Below are 18,823 nucleotides of genomic sequence, written 5' to 3' on the forward strand. Positions count from 1 at the left end.
GGTTCCGGCGCCGCCCCGCGCACCTCACCACCTCGCGACGCGGCGTCCCTCGTGCTCGTGCCAGCGGCCCGGGAGGTCGATGATCTGGGCGCCGGCGGTGATGAACCGGTCCGCGATGGCACGGGCGCGCTCGGGGTCGAGCGAGAAGACCCACAGGCCGGGGATCAGGACGATCCGGACCGCGCCGGCCAGTACATGGGCCAGCAGTTGTTCGAGGGCGGGTCGTTCCTCGCGCGAGGAGACGCCGTTGTCCAGACACACCACCGGCCGACTCAGCCCGATGCCCTGCGCGTACGCCGTCAGCGCGTTGCGGTGGGCGGCCATCTCCCACGGGTCACGCGGGTAGCACCGCAGGTAGGCGACCGGCGCGCCGACGTGCGGAGGGGAGACGGTCGTCATGGCGACTGATTCCTTTCCGGCGATCGGCACGGACCCGCGGTCCCGCCTGAACGCAAGTGAACACCTTCCCCACCCCAGAGGTCTATACCAATATTGTCATTCGTGGGTAACTCCCGGACATCGGCCCACCATGGCGGCCGTCACGGCGTCCCCGTCGTCTTGCCGCGACAAGTCGTACCGTGAAGGCATGAGCACCAACGACCCGGACGGCCCGGGTCCCGGGGGTGCCACCCCCAACGGGCCGGTCCCGTCCCAGCGCCGCCGCCGCAAGCGCTACTTCGTGATGATGGGCGTGTGCCTGGTGCTGTTCCTGCTCGCCGGCACCGTGGTCTACCGCTGGTCGTTCCCGGCCGCCGCCGGCATGACGATCGTCGCGATGGCGATCCCCCCGTTCGCCGTCATCGTGGCCAATCGCCGCGAGCGGGGCGACCGCTGGTGGGACGAGTGACACGCCCCGTCGGTCACGGATCGGTTCCGACGCGGTGACAACCCGGAAGGCGACGAACCATCACCCCCTCCCGGTCCGTCCCTCCCGACGACCCGCGAACGCGCGGGGTGTGGGGGGAAGGGCGGACATGGCCGGCAACGCGGGCATACAGGCGGCACGACGGGGCGCGACGACGCTCCGGGACGACCCGCTCGACCGAACGATCCCCGGCGACCACACGATCCCGGGTGAGCGCATCGACCCGGGCGAGGTGCGCCGAGTCGGCCGGGCCGCCCGGCAGGGGCTGCTCCTGCTGCTCCTCGTCGTGGTCGCGGCGTGCCTCGCCGCCGTGTACCCGGACCAGGCGCAGCAGGCGTTCGACCGATCCCGCCCGGTCCTGGACCTGATGCTCGGCCCGCTCGGCGACGTGCGCTGAACCGGGCGCGCCCGATGGGCGTGGTTCGGCGGGAGAGCGGCAACCGCGCAGTAGGGTCGGTGGCCGAGCGGCCGGGCCGGGCCCGATCGCGCGAGTCGGAAAGGGACGCAGTCATGGCACCAGTCATCGCGGTCACCGGAGCGAGCGGGCAGATCGGCGGCCGGGTCGCCCGGCGGCTCGCCGAGGCCGGCGCGACGCAACGATTGGTGGGACGTGATCCGTCCCGACTGCCCGAACTGAGCGGCGCGACCCCGGCGCCGCCGGCGACCTACGCCGACGGCGAGGCGATGCGCCGGGCGCTGGACGGCGCGAGCGTACTGTTCCTGGTCTCCGCCCGGGAGAGCGCCGATCGGGTCCGCGAGCACATCTCGGTCGTGGACGCCGCGGTCGCGGCCGGGCTCCACCGCATCGTCTACGTGTCCTTCCTGAGCGCCGCCCCCGACGCCACCTTCACCTTCGCCCGCGACCACTGGCACACCGAGCAGCACATCCGCGACTCGGGACTGCGGCACACCTTCCTGCGCGACAGCCTGTACCTGGCCGGGCTGCCCGCCATGGTCGGCCCCGACGGGATCATCCGCGGCCCGGCCGGCGACGGTCGGGTCTCGGCGGTGGCGCACGCGGACATCGCGGACGCCGCGGCGGCGGTCCTGCTCGGCGGCGACGCGCACGACGACCTCACCTACGACCTCACCGGCCCCGAGGCGATCACCCTGACCGAGGCCGCGGCGGTGCTCACCCGCTTCGCCGGCCGACCGATCGGCTACGTGGCCGAAACCCGCGACGAGGCGTACGCCTCACGCGCCCGCTACAACGCGCCGGCGTGGGAGATGGCCGGCTGGGTGAGCTCCTACGAGGCGATCGCGACCGGCGAGATGAGCAAGGTCTCCAACGCGGTACCGATGCTCACCGGCCGCCCGGCGCAGAACCTGGCCGGCTGGCTGACCACCCACCCGCAGTCCTGGAGCCACCTCAAGCCCTGAGCCCGCCCCGGCCGGCGCGTCGGGTCGCTCCCCCGACCGGCCGCGCCCGGGTGCGGGGCGCCGACAGGACGGGTCTGCTGGGGCTATGCACCCCAAACACCCGATCATCGAGCTGACCGAGCTACTGATGCGCGAGACCGATCTGCCCCAGGATCGCGCGAACGCTCTCGTACGCCGCATCTGGGACGCGGGCGTGGCCGAGGGCACCCGGCGGATGATGGACGATCTCGCCGCCGCCAACCGCGAGAGCGAGGAACTGCGCCGCGCCCTGGACGACGAGTGAGCCCGCCGCGTCCGAGGGCGTGGTGTCCCCGCTCGGGGCCGGACCGGGACACCACGCCCGCCCGTGACGCGGACGACGCGCCTACAACGGCAGCGCGCCCGCGAGCTGGTTGACGTGGTTCAGGTTGTTGAGGCCGTCGGGATAGACCGAACTGGGCACCCCGGCGACCTGGCCGGTGTTCGGAGTGGGCTCCTGCGCCGAGGCGGCGGACGCGCCGAAGGTCACGACGAGGGCGGTGCCGGCCAGAGCGGCGGCGGTGATGCGCTTGATCATGTCCCACCCAACGAGGGCCCGCCCGCTTGGTCACCGCGCCGCGCACCGGCAGCCCCCGGTTCACCTGATCGGCGTCGGTAGCCCGTTCCCGAGGGGGAACCGGAGCACCGACACGGAGGAGGAGGGCCGATGCCGGCCACGCACACCACCCACCCGCAACTGGCCGGATGGTGGCAGGACACCATGATCCGCGAGGGCCGGCTGCCGATGGCGCTGGCGTTCGCGTCGCTGCTGCTCACCTTCCTGATCACGCGCACCATCACCCGGCTGATCCGGGCCGGGCGCGGCCCGTTCCACAACCTCGACAGCGGCGGGGTGCACATCCACCACGTGGTCCCGGGCATCGTGCTCGCCCTGATCGGCGGGTTCGTCGGCGTCGGGACCGGCGAATACCTGGTCGGCCGCGCGGTCGCGGGGGTGCTGCTCGGGATCGGCGCGGGGCTGGTCCTGGACGAGTTCGGGATGATCGTGCACCTGGCCGACGTGTACTGGTCCGAGCAGGGCCGGATCTCGATCGAGGCCACCGTGCTGACGATCGCCGCGATCGGCCTGGCGGCGAGCGGATTCGTGCCCTTCGACGCGAAGCCCGAGGGCGGCAGCGTCGGCGATCGGGTGGCGTGGCTGATCGTGCTGCTCCTGGACATCGCCATGGCCGCGATCACCTTCGCCAAGGGCAAGGTCGGTACCGGCGTGATCGGCGTGTTCATCCCGATCGTCAACATCGTCGCGGCGATCCGGCTGGCCCGCCCCGGCTCGCCGTGGGCAACGCGGCGCTACCGCGACCGCCCGCGAAAGTTGCGCCGCGCCCAGGCCCGGGCCGCGCGCCACGAGGCGCGCTGGGGCCCGATCCGCCGCCGCTTCGAGGACACCATCGCGGGCAGCCTGATCCCGACCCCGCCCGCCCCGACGCCGCCCCGAAAAGCCCGCCGGCGGGTCACGGTGACCGGCACCCGGCACACCTGGACCCGCCCGGCCGCCGACCCGAACTGACGCCCGGAGCGCACCGGTTGCGGCGGGCCGGGTCAGCCGCGCCAGGCCGATCCGCCCGGGGCCGCCGGGCGTCGTCGGGCGGCCAGGACCGCGATGTCGTCCTCCGGCTTGTCGGTGATCATCCGGGCGATCACCGTGTCCACCAGCCGCACCAGCGGGGTCTCCGCGGTCAGTCCCACCCGGGTCAGCCGTTGCAACGACTCGCCGATGTCCTCGCCCCGGCGCTCGACCAGACCGTCGGTGTACATCACCAGGACCCGGTCCGGATCGCTGCGGCGCCGTACCGAGCCGTAGCCGCCGAAGCCGGTGCCCAGCGGCGGTCCGACCGGCACGTCGACCAGTTCGGCCGCGTCGCCCGGGCCGACCAGGAGCGGCGGCAGGTGGCCGGCGCTGGCGAAGGTGACCGTGTCCGTCGCCGGGTCGACCAGGACCAGCAGGCAGCTGGCCACCCGTTCGATGCCCGCCTTGGTGCTGGTGCGGTCCACCGCGGCCAGGATCTCGTGCGGTTCCAGGTCGGAGCGGGCCTGTACCCGCAGCAGCGCCCGGAACTGGCTCATCTCCACGGCGGCCTGCACGCCGTGTCCCATCACGTCGCCGACCGCGAGCAGTGTGCGGCCCCCGCTCAGCGCGACCGCGTCGTACCAGTCGCCGCCCACCTCCACGCTGCTGCCCGCGGGCCGATAGCGCGAGGCCAGCTCGATGTCGGGGTGCGGCGCGTCGGGCGCGGCGAGCAGCGCGTGTTGCAGGGCCAGCGCGATGTCGTGCTCGTGCGCGTAGCGGCGGGCGTTGTCCACGCTGATCGCCCCGCGCCGGGCCAGGTCGCGGGCCAGGATCACGTCCTCGGGGGAGAACTCGTCGGCGGCGCCGTGCCGGGACATGGTGACCATGCCGATCGCACTGCCCCGGGCGACCAGCGGCAGCGCCACCACCGAGTGCAGGCCCACCGAGCGGAACACGGCGAGCCGGTCGGGGCTGGACACCTGCCGGGCCATCTCCTCGTCGGCCGCCCGGTTGACCACCACGGGGCTGCGTTCGCTGAGCGCGCGCGGCACCATCGAGCCCTGCTGGTAGTCCACGTTCTCGCCGGGTTGGCGCAGGATCGCGGCCTGTTCGGCCATGCCGGGCCGGTGCGAGAGCGCGGCGCGCCACATCCGGACCAGGTCCAGCGGCTGGTGCGGGGTGCCGTTGGCGCCCTCGACGGCGAACACGTCCACCGTGGCCACGTCGCTCAGCTCGGCGACGAACAGCTCGGCCAACTCCTCGCAGGTCTCGACCAGATCGAGGGTGGTCCCGACCCGGGTGGCGGCGGCGTCCAGGACCGCGAGCCGGCGCCGGGCCGCGTCCAGCTCCAGCTGGGTGCGCCGGGACTCGGACACCTCCAGGAGCACGGCCGCCAGACCGACCACCTCGCCCTCGTGCTCCAGGCGGTGGTAGGCGCCGTGCCACCAGCGGCGGCCGGGCGGGCCCGCGTGCGTGGTCCCGGAGGAGGTGGCCTCGCGGGGCACGCCGTCGCGCAGCACCGCCCGAAGCACGTCCTCCTTCGCGTCCATGTCGGGCAGCACCTCGCCGATGGTGCGGCCCAGGTGCGCCTCGGCTGGCAGGCCGTTCATCCGGGCCAGCGCCGGATTGACATAGAGGTAGCGCATGGTCGGGCTCATCACCCCCACCGCCGCCGGCGTGCCGTCGAGCAGGCCCTGCAACACCGCGTAGGCGCCGACATCGCGCACATCCCCCGCGCGTGTACCCACCAGTCGTGCCACCGCGCCGGTCACGGCGTCGACCTCCGGCACCATCATCGGCGGGTCCGCGTACTCGTCCAGCGCCACGCCTGTCCTCTCCGGCCCCGAGGCCGATCGGGCGCCCGGCCCCCGAAGCCGTCCCATCGGCTTCCAGTCTGGGCCACGGCGACCCGAACGCGCGAGCGGCAGGCCGCACTGCGTTACCTCATCGTGGCCAGGATCTCCTCGACCATCGCCATCGTGGTGCCCGGGTGCAGGAACGCGAAGCGGGCCACGGTCTCCCCCTCCCAACCGGTCGGGGTGACGAAACCGACCTGGCCGGCCAGCAGGCGGCGGGACCAGTCGAGGTAGTCGGCCGGGCCCCAACCGGTGCGCCGGAACAACACCGCGGACAGTTCTGGGTCGCGGATCAGCTCCAGACCGGGGGTGGCCCGGATCAGCTGGGCGGTGTCCCGGGCCAGGGTCAGCGCGGTCTCGATGGCCTCGGTGTACGCGTCGGTGCCATGCACGGCGAGGGAGAACCACAGCGGCAGGCCGCGGGCGCGCCGGGTGAGGTGGTACGCGTAGTCGGTCGGGTTCCACTCCTCGGGCGCGTCGGTGTGCAGGACATCGAGGTAGGACGCGTCCTGGGTGTGCACGCCGCGGGCCGGGCCCGGGTTGCGGTAGATCAGCGCCGCGCAGTCGAACGGCGCGAACAGCCACTTGTGCGGGTCGACGACGAACGAGTCGGCAAGTTCGATCCCGTCGTAGCGGGCCCGCACGCTCGGCGCGAGCAGCCCGGCGCCGCCGTACGCGCCGTCCACGTGGAACCACAGGTCGCGCTCGCGGGCCACCGCGCCGATCCCGGCCAGGTCGTCGATGATGCCCGCGTTGGTGGTGCCGGCGGTGGCCACCACGCCGACCACGTCGTGCGCCTCGGGGTCGGCGGCCAGCGCGGCGCGCAACGCCTCGCCGGTGAGGCGGTGGTCGGTGGTCTGCACCACGAGCGCGTCCATGCCGATGATGCGCAGTGTGTTGCCGATCGAGGAGTGCGCCTGGTCGCTGACCGCGATCCGCAGCCGGTCCCGCGCGCCGGTCCCGGTCCGGCGCCGACCCATGTCCCGGGCCACCACGAGCGCGGACAGGTTGCCCGCCGAGCCGCCGCTGACGAAGCAGCCGCCGGCGCTCGCGGGCAGCCCGGCCAGGTCGGCGATCAGCCGCAACACCTGGTTCTCCGCGGCCACCGCGCCGGCCGCCTCCAGCCACGAGATGCCCTGGAGCGACGCGCACGAGACGACCATGTCGAACAGCAGCGCGGCCTTGGTCGGCGCGGCCGGGATGAAGGAGAGGAAGCGCGGGCTGTCGCAGGAGATGACCGCCGGGGCGAGCTGGTCGGCGTAGATCGCCAGCACCTCGCCGGGGTCGTTGCCCCGCGCGCCGATCAGGCCGTCGAGCGCGTGGTCGAGCTTGTCCTTGCGGCCGGGGTGGTCGAGCGGGACCGGGTCCAGGGCGAGCCGTTCGCGCATGTAGTCGAAGACCAGGTCGGCGAGCGCGGGGTCGTACCGGTGCATGGACATGGGCGTGGGGGTGCTCGGTGTCGGCATGGCGGTGCTCGGCATTCTCTCGGCGCGGTCGCGCGGCGTCCCCGCCCGGGGGCGGCGGGGTCGTGACGACGGAATTCGGGGCGCCGGGGGTCCACACCGGCAGCTCAAACCCTACGTACGGGTGTGCGATCCGGCCAAGAGCGTGATCATGCGTGTTCGTGGCGATCTATTGCGTCTCCACTCCCTGCCACGTCGTTCCATTGCGCCTGACCAGCCGGGAAAGCACGACACAGCTTTTCGAGCGCACCACGAAGGGCTCCGCGGCGATCCGCTCCAGGACCTGCTCGAAGTGTTGTACGTCGGCCGCGAGCAGGTGGATCACCGCATCCGCGTCGCCGGTGACGGTGCTGGCCGAGACCACCTCGGGGAACTTGGCCAGCGCGCGCCCGATCTCGCTGGGCGAGGTACGCCCCACGCAGTACAGCTCGACGAACGCCTCGGTGGTCCAGCCGAGCGCGGCGGGTTCGACCGACGCGGAGAAGCCGGTGATCACGCCGGTGGCGAGGAGGCGGTCCACCCGGCGCTTGACCGCGGACGCGGACAGGCCGACCCGGGTGCCGATCTCGGCATAGGTCGAACGCGCGTCCTCGATCAGCGCGGTGATGATCCGGCTGTCCAGCGGGTCCAACGCCATCGGTGGCTCTCCTCGGTGCGGTCGGCGGGCGGGGTCGGGGTCCGGTGGGCCGGGCACAGTGACGGTAGCCCACGCGGGTGCCCGGATCCGATTCGTTCGGCTGCCCGCCCCCTCGGCGGTCGGCGGACACAAAAGCCCGGGGGTGGCGTGGGGAGTCCGCTTCGTGGCGTGAACGGCCATCAGCACGACGGTGTGCCCGCGCCTAGCGTGAAGTGGCCGGCACGACGTACGGATGCCGGTTGATCATGAACCGGCCGGCAGATCGGGAAGGCACCGGCTTTTCCGGACATCCGCTACGGGGAGACGACATGAGCATCAAGGTCACCGTGATCTATCACGACACCGACACGTGCGTACGCGCGATGGCCGACGCGGTCGCCGCGGTCGCCTGGAACACCGGTGCCGACATCCGGCTGCGCAGACTGCCCGAGGCCGAACCGGCCGCACCACGGGACGGGACCAAGGCCGACCCACTCGCCACGGTGGGCGACCTGACCTGGCCCGACGTGGTGATCCTGGGCGCACCGGCACGCGACGGCGACGTCGTCGCCCTGCTGCACCGCCTCACCCGCTCGGCGACCGCGTCGGCGAGCGACGCGGCCGCCCGGGACATGCGCGACTCCTGGCAGCGGCGCTCCTGCGAGCAGGTCTTCGGCGTCTTCGTCACCTCGCCGGCCCCCGACACCCGCCACGGCGGCCTGATGCGCAGCTTCGCGATCATCCGCCCCCGGTTCCCGACGGACGACGACCCCCACCCGCGCCGGTCGATCGCCACCCTCGCCGAACCGACCACCCGCGCCTCCACCACGGACGACCCGACCCTGCTGTCCCTCGACCTGGCCCGCATCCAAACCCGCCGCTGCGTCGAACTGGCCGCCCTGCTCCGAGCCGACCGCGTCCTGGTGGCCTGAGGAGCGAACGGGTGGCCCCCGGCGCTCGGTTCGACCCGCGCGCGACCGCCGGACGGCCCGGTCTTCGGTGTGGGACCGGGCCGCCTGCCCGCCTCCCTGCGGCGGGCTCGACCGGTCGCAGACTACGGCCGCCTCACATGATGGCCGATCGCTCCGACATCCGCGTCGGCGGGCCCGCGAAGCGGGGTCAGGCGCCGAAGAGCGAGGGCAGGTTGTCCGGTGGTTGCGGGGAAGTGACGTGGTATCGGCCGCAGTTCATGGACCAGTCGAGGTTGCCGCGGATCCACGCGCCCATGCCGCGCACGTATCGCGCCAGGCGGGCGTCGCCCGACTCCAGGAGGGGGCGGGCCAGTCGCTCGAAGCGGCGCATCTGGTCCTCGTACATGTACACCGCCCTGCGCAGTGCCTCGTCGAGGGGGCAGTGGAAGTGGTGGGCGAGCACGGTGATCAGGTTGGTGTGGCCGGGCCAGTACAACTCGCGCATCCCGGAGAGGATGTCGTGGGTGTACGCGATGGCCCGGGCGGCGGCCTGTTCGCAGCGCCGGACCTCGCGGCCGGCCCAGATCGGGCCCGGCAGGTAGCAGTCGTCGGCCAGTTCGATGACGACGAAGCACATGCCGCGCATCAGGATCGTGGACTCGCGCAGTCGCACGTACTGCCCCAGGCTGGGGGTGATGCCGCGGGCCCGATAGATCGCCTCCGCCGCCACCGCGCCCAGGTAGCGGTTGAAGCCGTCGGCGAAGCGCTCCACCTGTTCCGCGTCCACGGCCATGCGGGCGACCCTGGTGCGCAGGTCGATCAGGGCTTCCAGATACGGCTCGGGCACCGCCCTGGTCCGGCCGTGCAGGACGCGCTGGGACCACAGGATGTGCTCGGCCAGGTCCTCGATCCGGCCCTGTGCGGGCGCCAGTTCGGAGAAGCGGTCGTCCTGGAGGAAGAGCCACACCATCAACTGTGCGGCCAGCACCGCCCCTTCCGGGTCGCCGTGGGGATAGGTCAGCGCCCCCAGTTCGCCGAACTGCGCGGCGCGCGCCGCGACTTCCTCGCCACGTGTGGTGATGTAGCCGAACCGGCGCATCCACGCCACCGTACGCTCGGTCACCTCGCGCTCGTCGGGGTGGCGGGCGGGCTCGATCGGGCACCACAGGTGCGGCGCGGTGAGCCGGGCCGCCGGGTGCGCCGGGTCAGTCGCCGTCGGGGGATGTGGCGTCGGCGCCGGCGGCGGGGTGGACGGGGCAGCGGAGCGTCGCGGATTCGTCGGTCGGTGCATCGGCCGCCTCCTCGGGTGCCTGGGTCCACGTACCGCGTGGCTCCACCGTCAACTCCAGGGGAACCGGGGAGAGCGTCATGCGCAGCAGGGGCCTCGGCGTCGGGGCGCCGGGTATCCGGGCCAGCGAGACCCGGGACATGATGCCCGCGGCGGCCAGGGTGGCCTCGGTGATGCCGTAGGAGTCGCCGATGCACTTGCGGGTGCCGGATCCGAACGGGATGAACGCCTCGCGCTGGGCCTGGGTCACCGCGCCCGGCAACCAGCGGTCCGGGTCGAAGCGTTCGGGGTCGGGGAACACGCTCGCGTCCCGGTGCAGGCAGTAGGGACTGAACATCACCTCGTCGCCCGGGACCAGTTGCGTGCCGTCGAGGGTGATGTAGTCGGTGACCCGGCGGCTGAGCACCGACACCGACGGGTACAGACGCAGCGTTTCGGTCAGCACCCGGCCCAGCAGGGGCAGGCGCGGGATGTCGGCGTAGCCGGGCGTGCGGCCGGCCAGTACGGAGTCCACCTCCTCGTGCAGGCTCTGCTCCAAGGGGCCGTTGTGCGCCAGGACGCCGAAGGTCCAGGCCAACAGGTCGGCGGTGGCCGGGATTCCGCCGATCATCAAGGTGGCGATCTGGTCGCACACCTCGTCGTCGGTGAACGCGCGACCGCGTTCGTCCTCGGCGGCCATGATCGTGGACAGGCCGTCGGCCGGGTCGGCGCCGCGCACGCGGTACACCTCGACCATACGCTTGATCAGCGAACGGGCCTGGATCCGGGCGTTTTCGAAGCGGCGGTTGGCCGGGATCGGCGCCTTGTGGACGAGGGCGACGGGGATCACCATCTGCCACCACATGCCGGGCATCAGGACGGTGTACGCCGCTTCGATCCGGGTGGTCAGATGCGCCTGGGCCGGATCGGAGAACAGCGTGCGGGTCAGCGCCCGGCACGCGAGCAGGCGCATCTCCCGGCATACGTCGACGACTTGGCCCGGTTGCCACCCGTCGAGCACGTCCTGCACACATTCGGTCATGGCGTGGGTGTAGGAGACGATGCTCGGTTGGCGAAACGCCTGGTTCATCAGCGGCCGCTGGTAGCGGTGGTCGGCGGCGGAGCACGTGCCGAGGCCGTCGCCGATCAGGGTGCGGGCGGTGTCGACGAAGGGGCCGCCCTTGTCGAACCGGTGCTGCTCGGTGACCAGCGCCTTGCGGACCAGGTCGGGCCGGGTGACGAGGTAGGCGACCTTCGGGCCGAGCCGCACCCGTACGACCGGGGCGACGGCGTGCTGCTCCAGCAGGAACGCCATCGGGTCGCGCCACATGGGCAGGGTGTGTCCGAGGATCGGGAGCACTCCGCCGGCCATGGGCGGGACGCCGGGTGGGGTGAGGGTGGTCATGTGGCCCTCCTTGGTGATTGCCGGGTGTCGGGGCAGGCGAGGGCGGCGGTGTGCGCGGGGGTTCGGGAGCGATCCGCGTACTCGCCGGTTCATGCTTAGCGTTCACCCGGCACGGCCGGTAAGGGCGTGCGAGGTAGCGAATGCACGGCGCGAGAAGGCCGGTCGGGTGCACCCTGCCGAACCGGCGATCACCTCGGCACAGTGGTGGGGGTCACCGGCAGCCTGGCCCGACGTGAAGGGATGGCGTGTGCATTCCATCGAGGACGTACCCACCGCACCGGGCGCCCTGCCCGGCGTAGGACACCTCCACCGCCTGGCCGGTCAGCGGCTGCGCTTCCTCGAATCCCTGCCCCGGGTGGGGCCGTTGGTGCGGATCAGACTGGGCACCGCGCCGGTGTACGTGGCCACCGACCCGGTTCTGGTCCATCAGGTGCAGTCGTCCAAGGGCCGCAGTTTCGGCCGCGGCAAACAGTTCGAACGGATGATCCCGCTCCTGGGGCACGGCGTGATCACCTCCGATGGGGAGCTGTACCACCGCCAACGCCGGGTCATCCAGAAGGCGTTCACCCCGGCGCACATCGAGCGCCACCTGGTCTCGATCCATCGGCGCACGCGGGAGTTGTGCGCCCACTGGCAGCCGGGTCGGCCGGTGGACGTCCTGGAGGCGATGAAGGGCCTCTCGGTGGCCGTGACGGCCGAGACCCTGTTCTCCAACCGTATGCCCGACGGCGTCCTGGCCCAGTTGCACCGGGTGTTGCCGGTGATCGAACGGGCGGCGGTGGAGCGGCCGATGTTGCCGAAGGTGGTGGATCGGCTGCCGCTGCCGTATGTCCGGCGCGGCGACGAGGCCATGGCCCGGATGCGCGCGTCGGTGGGCGAGGCCGTCGCGGCGTGCCGTGCGCGGTCCCCGGAGGCCGCCGGCGACGTGGTGGCGTGCCTGCTCGCCGCCCGCGACCCGGACACGGGACGGCCGTTGGCCGACGACCTGATCTGCGACGAGGTCATCGCCATGCTGATCGGCGGGGTGGCGAACGTCCCGACCACGCTGTCCTGGGCGTGGTATCACCTGGCCCTGCGCCCGGGAGCGGAGCGGCGGATGCTCGCCGAGATCGCCGGGATCACCAAAAACGCCGAGTCCGCCGCGGCGGGCGACGCCGTGGCGACGGCGGCCGATCCGCAGGCGCTGCCGTACACGCGGGCGGTGATGTACGAGACGATGCGCCTGCACTCGGTGCAGCTGGTGACCCAACGCACCACGGCGGCGGTGGAGTTGGGCGACGTCATGCTGCCGAGCGGCACCGATACCGCGTACAGCCAGCACTCCCTGCACACCGATCCGCGCTTCTGCCGCCGCCCGGAGGCCTTCTCCCCGGAGCGCTGGCTCCCCGACAGCGGCTGGAAGCCGCCGCGGCACTCCTTCGTGCCGTTCGGCGGCGGCCGGTTCAAGTGCGTCGGCGACAACTTCGCCATCGCCGAGATGATGGCCACGCTGGTGGCGGTGGGCAGTTCGTGGCGCCTGACCCGGCAACCGGACGCACGGGTGCGCACGTCCGTGCGCGAACCCATCCCCGGCCCGAGGGGACTAATGTTGATTCCGCAACCCGTCTGACCCGCCCGACGCCCGGCCGGCATCGGGCGACCCCGGAGCGCCACCGGGGTCGTACCATTCCCGAGCGGAGAGTCCGGGTCGGCTTCGGGCTTGGCGGCGGCGGGGGTTGCGGGTGCGGGTGTTGGCGGGTCGGTACGAGCTGGTCCGGTTCGTTGGGCGAGGCGGCATGGGGGAGGTGTGGGAGGGGCGGGACCGGCTGATCGAGCGGCGGGTCGCGGTCAAGCTGCTCCCGCACGCGAAGTCCGACGCCGCCGGTGCCGCGTTGTTCTTCCGCGAGGCGCGTACGGCGGGGGCACTGAACCACCCGGGTGTGGTCACCGTGTACGACCTCGGCCAAGACGAGGGCGACGGTTCGCTGTTCCTGGTGATGGAGTTCGTGGAAGGCCGTGACCTGGCCGCGGTGCTCGACAAGGAGGGGCCTCCGCCGGTGGGCACCGCCGTGGAGTGGGCGGCGCAGACCGCCGCGGCGCTGGCCCGGGCGCACACCGCGGGGATCGTGCACCGGGACCTGAAGCCGGCGAACCTGATGCTCACCGTCGAGGACCGGATCAAGATCCTGGACTTCGGGATCGCCCGGTTCGTGACGTCCACGAACCGGTCCAGCCAAGTGATGGGCACGCTCGCCTACATGCCGCCCGAGCGCTTCCACGAGCAGCCCGGGGACGCCCGCTCGGACCTGTACTCGCTCGGCTGCGTCCTGTACGAACTCCTCACCGGTGACGTGCCGTTCCCCGCAACCGGCCCGGTCTCGACGATGAACGCCCACCTGCGGACCACGCCCACGAGACCGGGCGAACGGCGCCGCGGCATCCCCACCGCGCTCGACGACCTCGTCCTCGCGTTGCTCGCCAAGGACCCCCGGGACCGACCCGCCACGGCCGACGAGGTACACCGGCTCCTGCGCGCCACCGTCGACCCCGCCCCGGCTGCCGAGACCCGACGGATGGTCCGGGACGTGCATGCGATCGACCCCGTGCCGACCATCGCCCTCGAACGCAAGCCCGCCGCAGCCGGCACACCGCGAAGGAGTGCCGACAGCGCCCCGCCCGAGACCCCGACCCCCACGCGCCGCCGGCTTCTGCAACTCGTCGGCGGCGGCGCGACCGCCGCTCTGGGCATCATCGTGTTTCTCGATCTGGTCGACCGGCCCGACGACCGGCAAAAGCCGCAGTACGCCGCCGGCAACAAGGTCTCGTCGTCCCCGCCCGCGCCGGCCCGCACCGACACCACGGTGCGCTGGTCCTACTCCACCGGGGCCGAGGTCGACTCCACGCCGGCGGTGGTGGACGGGGTCGTGTACATCGGCAGCCACGACAAGAACGTGTACGCGCTCGACGCCGCCACCGGTACCAAGATGTGGGCCTACACCACGGGCCATGTGGTCGCCTCCTCCCCGGCGGTGGTGAAGGGAGTGGTGTACGTCGGCAGCCGCGACAAGAACGTGTACGCGCTCGACGCCGCCACGGGTACCAAGCAGTGGAGCCACGCCACCGGAGCCGAGGTCGACTCGTCGCCCGTGGTGGTCGACGGAGTGGTGTACATCGGCTGCCGCGACAAGAACCTGTACGCGCTGGACGCGGCCACGGGCGCCAGGAAGTGGGCCTATGCCACCGGGGCCGAGATCAGCTCGGTTCCGGCGGTAGTGGACGGGGTGGTCTACGTCGGCAGCGTCGACACGAAGGTCTACGCGCTCGACGCCGCCACCGGCACCAGGAAGTGGGCCTACGCGACAGGCGCCGAGGTCTTTTCGTCGCCTGTGGTGGCGGGCGGGGTGGTGTACGTCGGCAGCGCCGACACGAAGGTGTACGCGCTCGACGCCGCCACCGGTACGAAGAAGTGGGACTACGCCACCGGCGCCAAGGTCGCCTCCTCGCCGGTCGTCGCGGGCAGGATGGTGTTCATCGGCAGCGCCGACATGAACGTGTACGCGCTCGACGCCGCCACCGGTACGAAGAAGTGGACCTTCACCACGGAAGGCGGTGTCTGGCAGTCGCCGGCGGTGGTGGGTGGAGTCGTCTATGTCCCCAGCCACGACAAGAACGTGTACGCGCTCGACGCCGCCAACGGTGCCAGGAAGTGGGCCTACTCCATCGGGGGCTACAACAGCTCGAATCCGGTGGTGGCGGGCGGCGTGGTGTACATCGGCAGCGGTGACAAGAATGTGTACGCGCTCGACGCGGTTCCCGGTGCCGGTCCGGCTCGGAAGTCCTGACCGCGTTCACCCGCCCGACGCCCGGCCGTCCGCGTGGGCGAGGGCGCTGGGGGTGCGGCAGCCGACGATCGCCGGGGCCTCCCGGACGAGTTCGTCGTCGGTGAGCGCCGCCACCATGAACAGGGCGAAGTCGACCCGGCGGGTGCGGTCACTGGCCAGTACCGGATCGCCCACGTGCCGGCTCCACACGGGCAGGCCCTCGCTGTCCCCCTCCCTCAGGGTGCTGCCGCGCACCACTGTCCATCGGGTGTCGCTGTCGAACACCCGCCGGCACGCCTCGACCTGGTCGTCGATCTCCACCGCCCGCACGAGCCTGCCCAGCACGGCGGCGATCCGCACGCCCAGGGTGAACAGCCGCGAGTATCGGTCCTTGCCGTCGCGCGTGATGTGCCAACCGCAGGAGAAGACCAGCCGCGCGCCCGGTCGGGCGTGGTCGAGCACCGCCTGCGCCGTGCCGGACGCGTACTGCCGCACACCCCACGGCACCAGCACCGTCAACACCCCGTCGCACCCGTCGACCGCCCGCCGAATCACGTCCGGGTCGTTCGTGGGCCCGGGAACGACGGTGATCCGGCCCTCGAACGCGGCCAGTTTCGGCACGCTCTGCTCCCGGCACACGCCGACCACCTCGTAGCCGCGCTCCAGGCACTGCCGAACCATGTACTGCCCGAGCTTGCCCGAGGCCCCGATGACGCAGACCTTCCTCATGCCTTCCGCACTCATGGCGCAGCCCTTCTCCGGAATGGCAACCTTATCTTGTAAGGCACGTTAGCCTTATGTCATAAGGTGGTCAACGGCAACGAACAAGGAAACAAGGAGGGGCTCGTGAGCGAGGCAGCCAAACGTCGCCGCGACCGGTCGACCCGCACGCCGCTCAGTCGCGAGCGGGTGATCGCCACGGCGATGGCGGTGGCGGACGAGAAGGGCACGGCCGCCCTGACCATGCGGGCCATCGCCGAACCCCTGGGCGTGGAGGCGATGTCCCTCTACCACCACGTCGCCGGCCGGGAGGAGGTCCTGGACGGCATGGTGGACGCGGTTTTCGCCGAGATCGAGCTACCGCCGCCCGGCGCCGACTGGAAAACCGCGATGCACCACCGAGCCGCCTCGGCCCGCACGGCGCTGCGCCGCCACCCCTGGGCGGTGGCCCTCCTCGACTCGCGCGCCCACCCGGGCCCCGCGACGCTGCGCCATCACGACGCCGTCGTCGGCGCGCTGCGCACGGCGGGCTTTTCCGTCCCGATGACCGCGCACGCCGTGTCCTTGATCGACAGCTACGTCTACGGCTACGTCATCCAGGAACTGAGCCTGCCGTTCACGGGCACGGCGGACCTGACCGAGATCACCGACGAATTCCTGCACGACCTCCCCGCCGACACCTACCCGCACCTGACCGAACTGGCCACGGAACTGGCCCGAACCTCCGACTACGACCCGACCGCGGAATTCACTTTCGGCCTGACCCTGATCCTCGACGCCCTACACCCGACCGGCGCGTGCCCGGCCGTCGGCGTCGCCGATCAGTAGGGGGAGGAAGATCTCGTCGACGATCTCCTCCAGGGCCCGGTCGGGGGCGGCGGCGAAGGTGGTCAGGAATTCGTGGCGCAGCAGGTCGAACGGTAGGGACTTGATCCGCTCGGTGAGGCGGGCCGGGTCGATCTCGCCGCGTTCCACTGCCCGGTCGAAGAGCACGTCGACGGCCTCCTTGCGGCCGGTCACGAGCGGGTCGGTGATGTCGCCGGGGCGGATTCCGGTCGCCTGGAAGTGGGCGGCCAAGTGTGCGATCACGATGGTGGCCAACTCGGCCCGGGTCTCGTTGATCTCGCGCATCAGGGTCAGTACGTCCTCGCGCAGGCTTCCCGTGTCGGGGATGGCCAGGCGGGCCTGCTTCATGGTGTGCGCGATGGCGGCCCGGACCAGTTCGTCGCGGTCCGACCAGCGGCGATACAGCACCGGCGGACTGGTACCGGCCCGCTTGACGACGGCGTCCATGGTGAATTTGGCGTAGCCGTGGAGGGTGAGTTCCGTCCAGGCCGCGTCCAGGAGCGCCTTCTCCAGTGCCGCCCCGCGGCGCCGCTCGGTCATCCGCGACCTCCTGTTCTTCCTCATTGGATAGGTTGCCTATCTTATCGCGGCGCCCTACTCTGGCGGTCGTAAGATAGAGACCCTTTCTTAAGGAGTCGTCCATGACCGTCTCGGGCGCTCAGTCGCCACCCGCCGCCGCAGATCCCACCGGCCCCACCGGCCCCGCGGACCCCGACCGCATCGACCCCGCGCTGCGGCGCCTGACCTTCACCCTGATCATCGGCGCGCTCGCGGTCATGTTCGACGCCACGATCATGAGCGTCGCGATCGACGACCTCGCCGGGCGCATGCACGCCTCGGTGGCCACCGTCCAGTGGGTGAGCACCGCCTACCTGCTGGCCCTGGCCACCGTGATGCCGGCCGTCGGCTGGCTCCAGGCGGTCCTGGGCGGCAAACGCCTGTGGATCGCGGCGCTGGGCGTGTTCCTCGTCGGCTCGCTGCTGTGCGCCGCGGCCTGGAACGCGCCGAGCCTGATCGCCTTCCGGGTGGTCCAGGGCTTCGGCGGCGGCATCATGATGGTGCTGATGACCACGCTGATCATGCAGGCCGCCAAGGGCCGCAACATCGGCCGGGTCATGGCTCTGATCACCGTGCCCACCGCGCTCGGGCCGATACTGGGCCCGGTGCTCGGCGGCGTGATCCTGCATCTGGGCGACTGGCGGTGGATCTTCCTGTTCAACGTGCCCTTCTGCGTCGTCGGCGCCTACCTCGCCGCCCGCAACCTGCCGCGGGACCGGCCCGTTTCCCGTCCCCGGCTCGACGTCGTCGGCATGCTGCTGCTCTCGCCCGGCGTCGCCGCCGTCATCTACGGCCTGTCCCGGATCGGCGGCTCGCAGGGGCCGGGCGACCCCACGGTATGGCTGCCCCTCACCGCCGGCCTCGCCCTCCTGCTCGGCTACCTCGGCTGGGCGCTGGTGCGCGGATCGCGCGCCCTGGTCGACGTCGGACTGTTCCGCCACCGCGCCCTGGCCTCGTCGTCGGTACTGGTGTTCCTGTCCGGCGCATCCCTGTACGGCACGATGTTGCTGCTGCCGCTGTACTGGCAGCAGGTACGCGGCGCGGACGCGCTCGACGCCGCGCTGCTCCTGATCCCGCAGGGTGTGGGCACCCTCGTCTCGCGCACGCTCGCCGGGCGGTACATGGACCGCTTCGGCGCGCGCCCCGTCGCGGTCGTCGCGTGCGCCCTCGCCTGCGCGGCGACCGTGCCGTTCGCCTTCGTCACCGCTTCCACCAGCAATATCGTGCTGATGGCCGTACTGTTCGTGCGCGGCGTCGGCCTCGGTGGCGCGATGACCACGATCCTGGGCGCCGCCTACATCGGACTCGCGCCCGAGGAGATCCCCCAGGGCTCCGGCATCAGCCGCCTCGCCCAGCAGATCGGCGGCTCGGCCGGCACCGCGCTGCTCGCGATGATCCTGCAGCGCGCCTCCGCCGACGCCCACACGCCGGCCGCCCTGGCCTCGGGATTCGGCGAAGCCTTCTGGTGGGCCACCGCGTTCACCGCCGCCGCCATCCCCCTGTGCCTGCTCCTCCCCGGCCGCCCCACCGACCCGCCCTCGCCCGAGCGGGACACCGCGCCCGCCGGCAAGACCGCCCCGGTCTGAGCGA

19 protein-coding genes are annotated in these 18,823 nt (G+C 72.1%); 10 read left to right on the top strand and 9 right to left on the bottom strand.

The window, feature by feature from the left end:
* Positions 1-24 precede the first annotated feature (24 nt).
* The gene (locus ACWGR4_RS20710; protein ID WP_380004097.1) at positions 25-399 is read right to left on the bottom strand and encodes a hypothetical protein; all 375 of its coding nucleotides are present in this window, start codon (positions 397-399) and stop codon (positions 25-27) included.
* A 187-nt stretch (positions 400-586) separates the two neighbouring features.
* On the opposite strand from ACWGR4_RS20710, the gene ACWGR4_RS20715 reads away from it, so the two are divergent.
* From ACWGR4_RS20715 to ACWGR4_RS20730, 4 genes are all read left to right on the top strand, one after another.
* Complete coding sequence (locus ACWGR4_RS20715; protein ID WP_380004096.1) at positions 587-847, top strand: DUF3099 domain-containing protein; 261 nt, start codon at positions 587-589, stop codon at positions 845-847.
* A gap of 127 nt (positions 848-974) precedes the next feature.
* Entirely contained in the window at positions 975-1,262 is a 288-nt protein-coding gene (locus ACWGR4_RS20720; protein ID WP_452128656.1) for a hypothetical protein, read from the top strand.
* 113 nt (positions 1,263-1,375) lie between these two features.
* Positions 1,376-2,245, top strand: a complete 870-nt coding sequence (locus ACWGR4_RS20725) for an NAD(P)H-binding protein (protein ID WP_452128657.1) — start codon at positions 1,376-1,378, stop codon at positions 2,243-2,245.
* Positions 2,246-2,330: 85 nt separating this feature from the next.
* Positions 2,331-2,528, top strand: coding sequence for a hypothetical protein (locus ACWGR4_RS20730; RefSeq protein WP_380004093.1), 198 nt, complete (start codon positions 2,331-2,333; stop codon positions 2,526-2,528).
* A gap of 81 nt (positions 2,529-2,609) precedes the next feature.
* On the opposite strand, the gene ACWGR4_RS20735 is transcribed toward ACWGR4_RS20730, so the two are convergent.
* Complete coding sequence (locus tag ACWGR4_RS20735) at positions 2,610-2,801, bottom strand: hypothetical protein (RefSeq protein ID WP_380004092.1); 192 nt, start codon at positions 2,799-2,801, stop codon at positions 2,610-2,612.
* Between the two features lie 129 nt (positions 2,802-2,930).
* Here ACWGR4_RS20735 and ACWGR4_RS20740 point away from each other — a divergent pair, with 129 nt between their 5' ends.
* Complete coding sequence (locus ACWGR4_RS20740) at positions 2,931-3,791, top strand: hypothetical protein (RefSeq protein WP_452128658.1); 861 nt, start codon at positions 2,931-2,933, stop codon at positions 3,789-3,791.
* Between the two features lie 32 nt (positions 3,792-3,823).
* Here ACWGR4_RS20740 and ACWGR4_RS20745 read toward each other — a convergent pair whose 3' ends face one another.
* The 3 genes from ACWGR4_RS20745 to ACWGR4_RS20755 form a co-directional block, all read right to left on the bottom strand.
* Complete coding sequence (locus tag ACWGR4_RS20745; RefSeq protein WP_452128659.1) at positions 3,824-5,617, bottom strand: SpoIIE family protein phosphatase; 1,794 nt, start codon at positions 5,615-5,617, stop codon at positions 3,824-3,826.
* A gap of 113 nt (positions 5,618-5,730) precedes the next feature.
* The gene (locus ACWGR4_RS20750; protein ID WP_452128660.1) at positions 5,731-7,086 is read right to left on the bottom strand and encodes a pyridoxal phosphate-dependent decarboxylase family protein; all 1,356 of its coding nucleotides are present in this window, start codon (positions 7,084-7,086) and stop codon (positions 5,731-5,733) included.
* Between the two features lie 193 nt (positions 7,087-7,279).
* A complete protein-coding gene (locus tag ACWGR4_RS20755) occupies positions 7,280-7,747 on the bottom strand; it encodes an Lrp/AsnC family transcriptional regulator (RefSeq protein ID WP_380004088.1) in 468 nt (155 codons plus the stop codon).
* Between the two features lie 308 nt (positions 7,748-8,055).
* On the opposite strand from ACWGR4_RS20755, the gene ACWGR4_RS20760 reads away from it, so the two are divergent.
* The gene (locus ACWGR4_RS20760; RefSeq protein WP_452128661.1) at positions 8,056-8,658 is read left to right on the top strand and encodes a hypothetical protein; all 603 of its coding nucleotides are present in this window, start codon (positions 8,056-8,058) and stop codon (positions 8,656-8,658) included.
* A gap of 187 nt (positions 8,659-8,845) precedes the next feature.
* Here the strand turns inward: ACWGR4_RS20760 and ACWGR4_RS20765 are convergent, their stop codons facing one another.
* Positions 8,846-9,760 (bottom strand): terpene synthase family protein, encoded by a 915-nt coding sequence (locus tag ACWGR4_RS20765; protein WP_380004086.1) that lies wholly within the window; start codon positions 9,758-9,760, stop codon positions 8,846-8,848.
* A gap of 82 nt (positions 9,761-9,842) precedes the next feature.
* The gene (locus ACWGR4_RS20770) at positions 9,843-11,309 is read right to left on the bottom strand and encodes a cytochrome P450 (RefSeq protein WP_452128662.1); all 1,467 of its coding nucleotides are present in this window, start codon (positions 11,307-11,309) and stop codon (positions 9,843-9,845) included.
* Positions 11,310-11,556: 247 nt separating this feature from the next.
* Here ACWGR4_RS20770 and ACWGR4_RS20775 point away from each other — a divergent pair, with 247 nt between their 5' ends.
* Positions 11,557-12,918: a cytochrome P450 gene (locus tag ACWGR4_RS20775; protein WP_380004084.1), complete on the top strand. Its 1,362-nt coding sequence runs from the start codon at positions 11,557-11,559 to the stop codon at positions 12,916-12,918.
* Positions 12,919-13,036: 118 nt separating this feature from the next.
* Positions 13,037-15,130 (top strand): serine/threonine-protein kinase, encoded by a 2,094-nt coding sequence (locus ACWGR4_RS20780; RefSeq protein WP_452128700.1) that lies wholly within the window; start codon positions 13,037-13,039, stop codon positions 15,128-15,130.
* Positions 15,131-15,136: 6 nt separating this feature from the next.
* Here ACWGR4_RS20780 and ACWGR4_RS20785 read toward each other — a convergent pair whose 3' ends face one another.
* Positions 15,137-15,853, bottom strand: a complete 717-nt coding sequence (locus ACWGR4_RS20785) for an NAD(P)-dependent oxidoreductase (protein ID WP_452128663.1) — start codon at positions 15,851-15,853, stop codon at positions 15,137-15,139.
* 180 nt (positions 15,854-16,033) lie between these two features.
* Here ACWGR4_RS20785 and ACWGR4_RS20790 point away from each other — a divergent pair, with 180 nt between their 5' ends.
* Entirely contained in the window at positions 16,034-16,657 is a 624-nt protein-coding gene (locus ACWGR4_RS20790; RefSeq protein ID WP_452128701.1) for a TetR/AcrR family transcriptional regulator C-terminal domain-containing protein, read from the top strand.
* Here ACWGR4_RS20790 and ACWGR4_RS20795 read toward each other — a convergent pair.
* Positions 16,610-17,215: a TetR/AcrR family transcriptional regulator gene (locus tag ACWGR4_RS20795; RefSeq protein ID WP_452128664.1), complete on the bottom strand. Its 606-nt coding sequence runs from the start codon at positions 17,213-17,215 to the stop codon at positions 16,610-16,612. The genes ACWGR4_RS20790 and ACWGR4_RS20795 overlap by 48 nt on opposite strands.
* A 101-nt stretch (positions 17,216-17,316) precedes the next feature.
* On the opposite strand from ACWGR4_RS20795, the gene ACWGR4_RS20800 reads away from it, so the two are divergent.
* Positions 17,317-18,819, top strand: a complete 1,503-nt coding sequence (locus ACWGR4_RS20800; RefSeq protein WP_452128665.1) for an MDR family MFS transporter — start codon at positions 17,317-17,319, stop codon at positions 18,817-18,819.
* Positions 18,820-18,823 lie beyond the last annotated feature (4 nt).

The organism is Embleya sp. NPDC055664 (assembly GCF_053618075.1).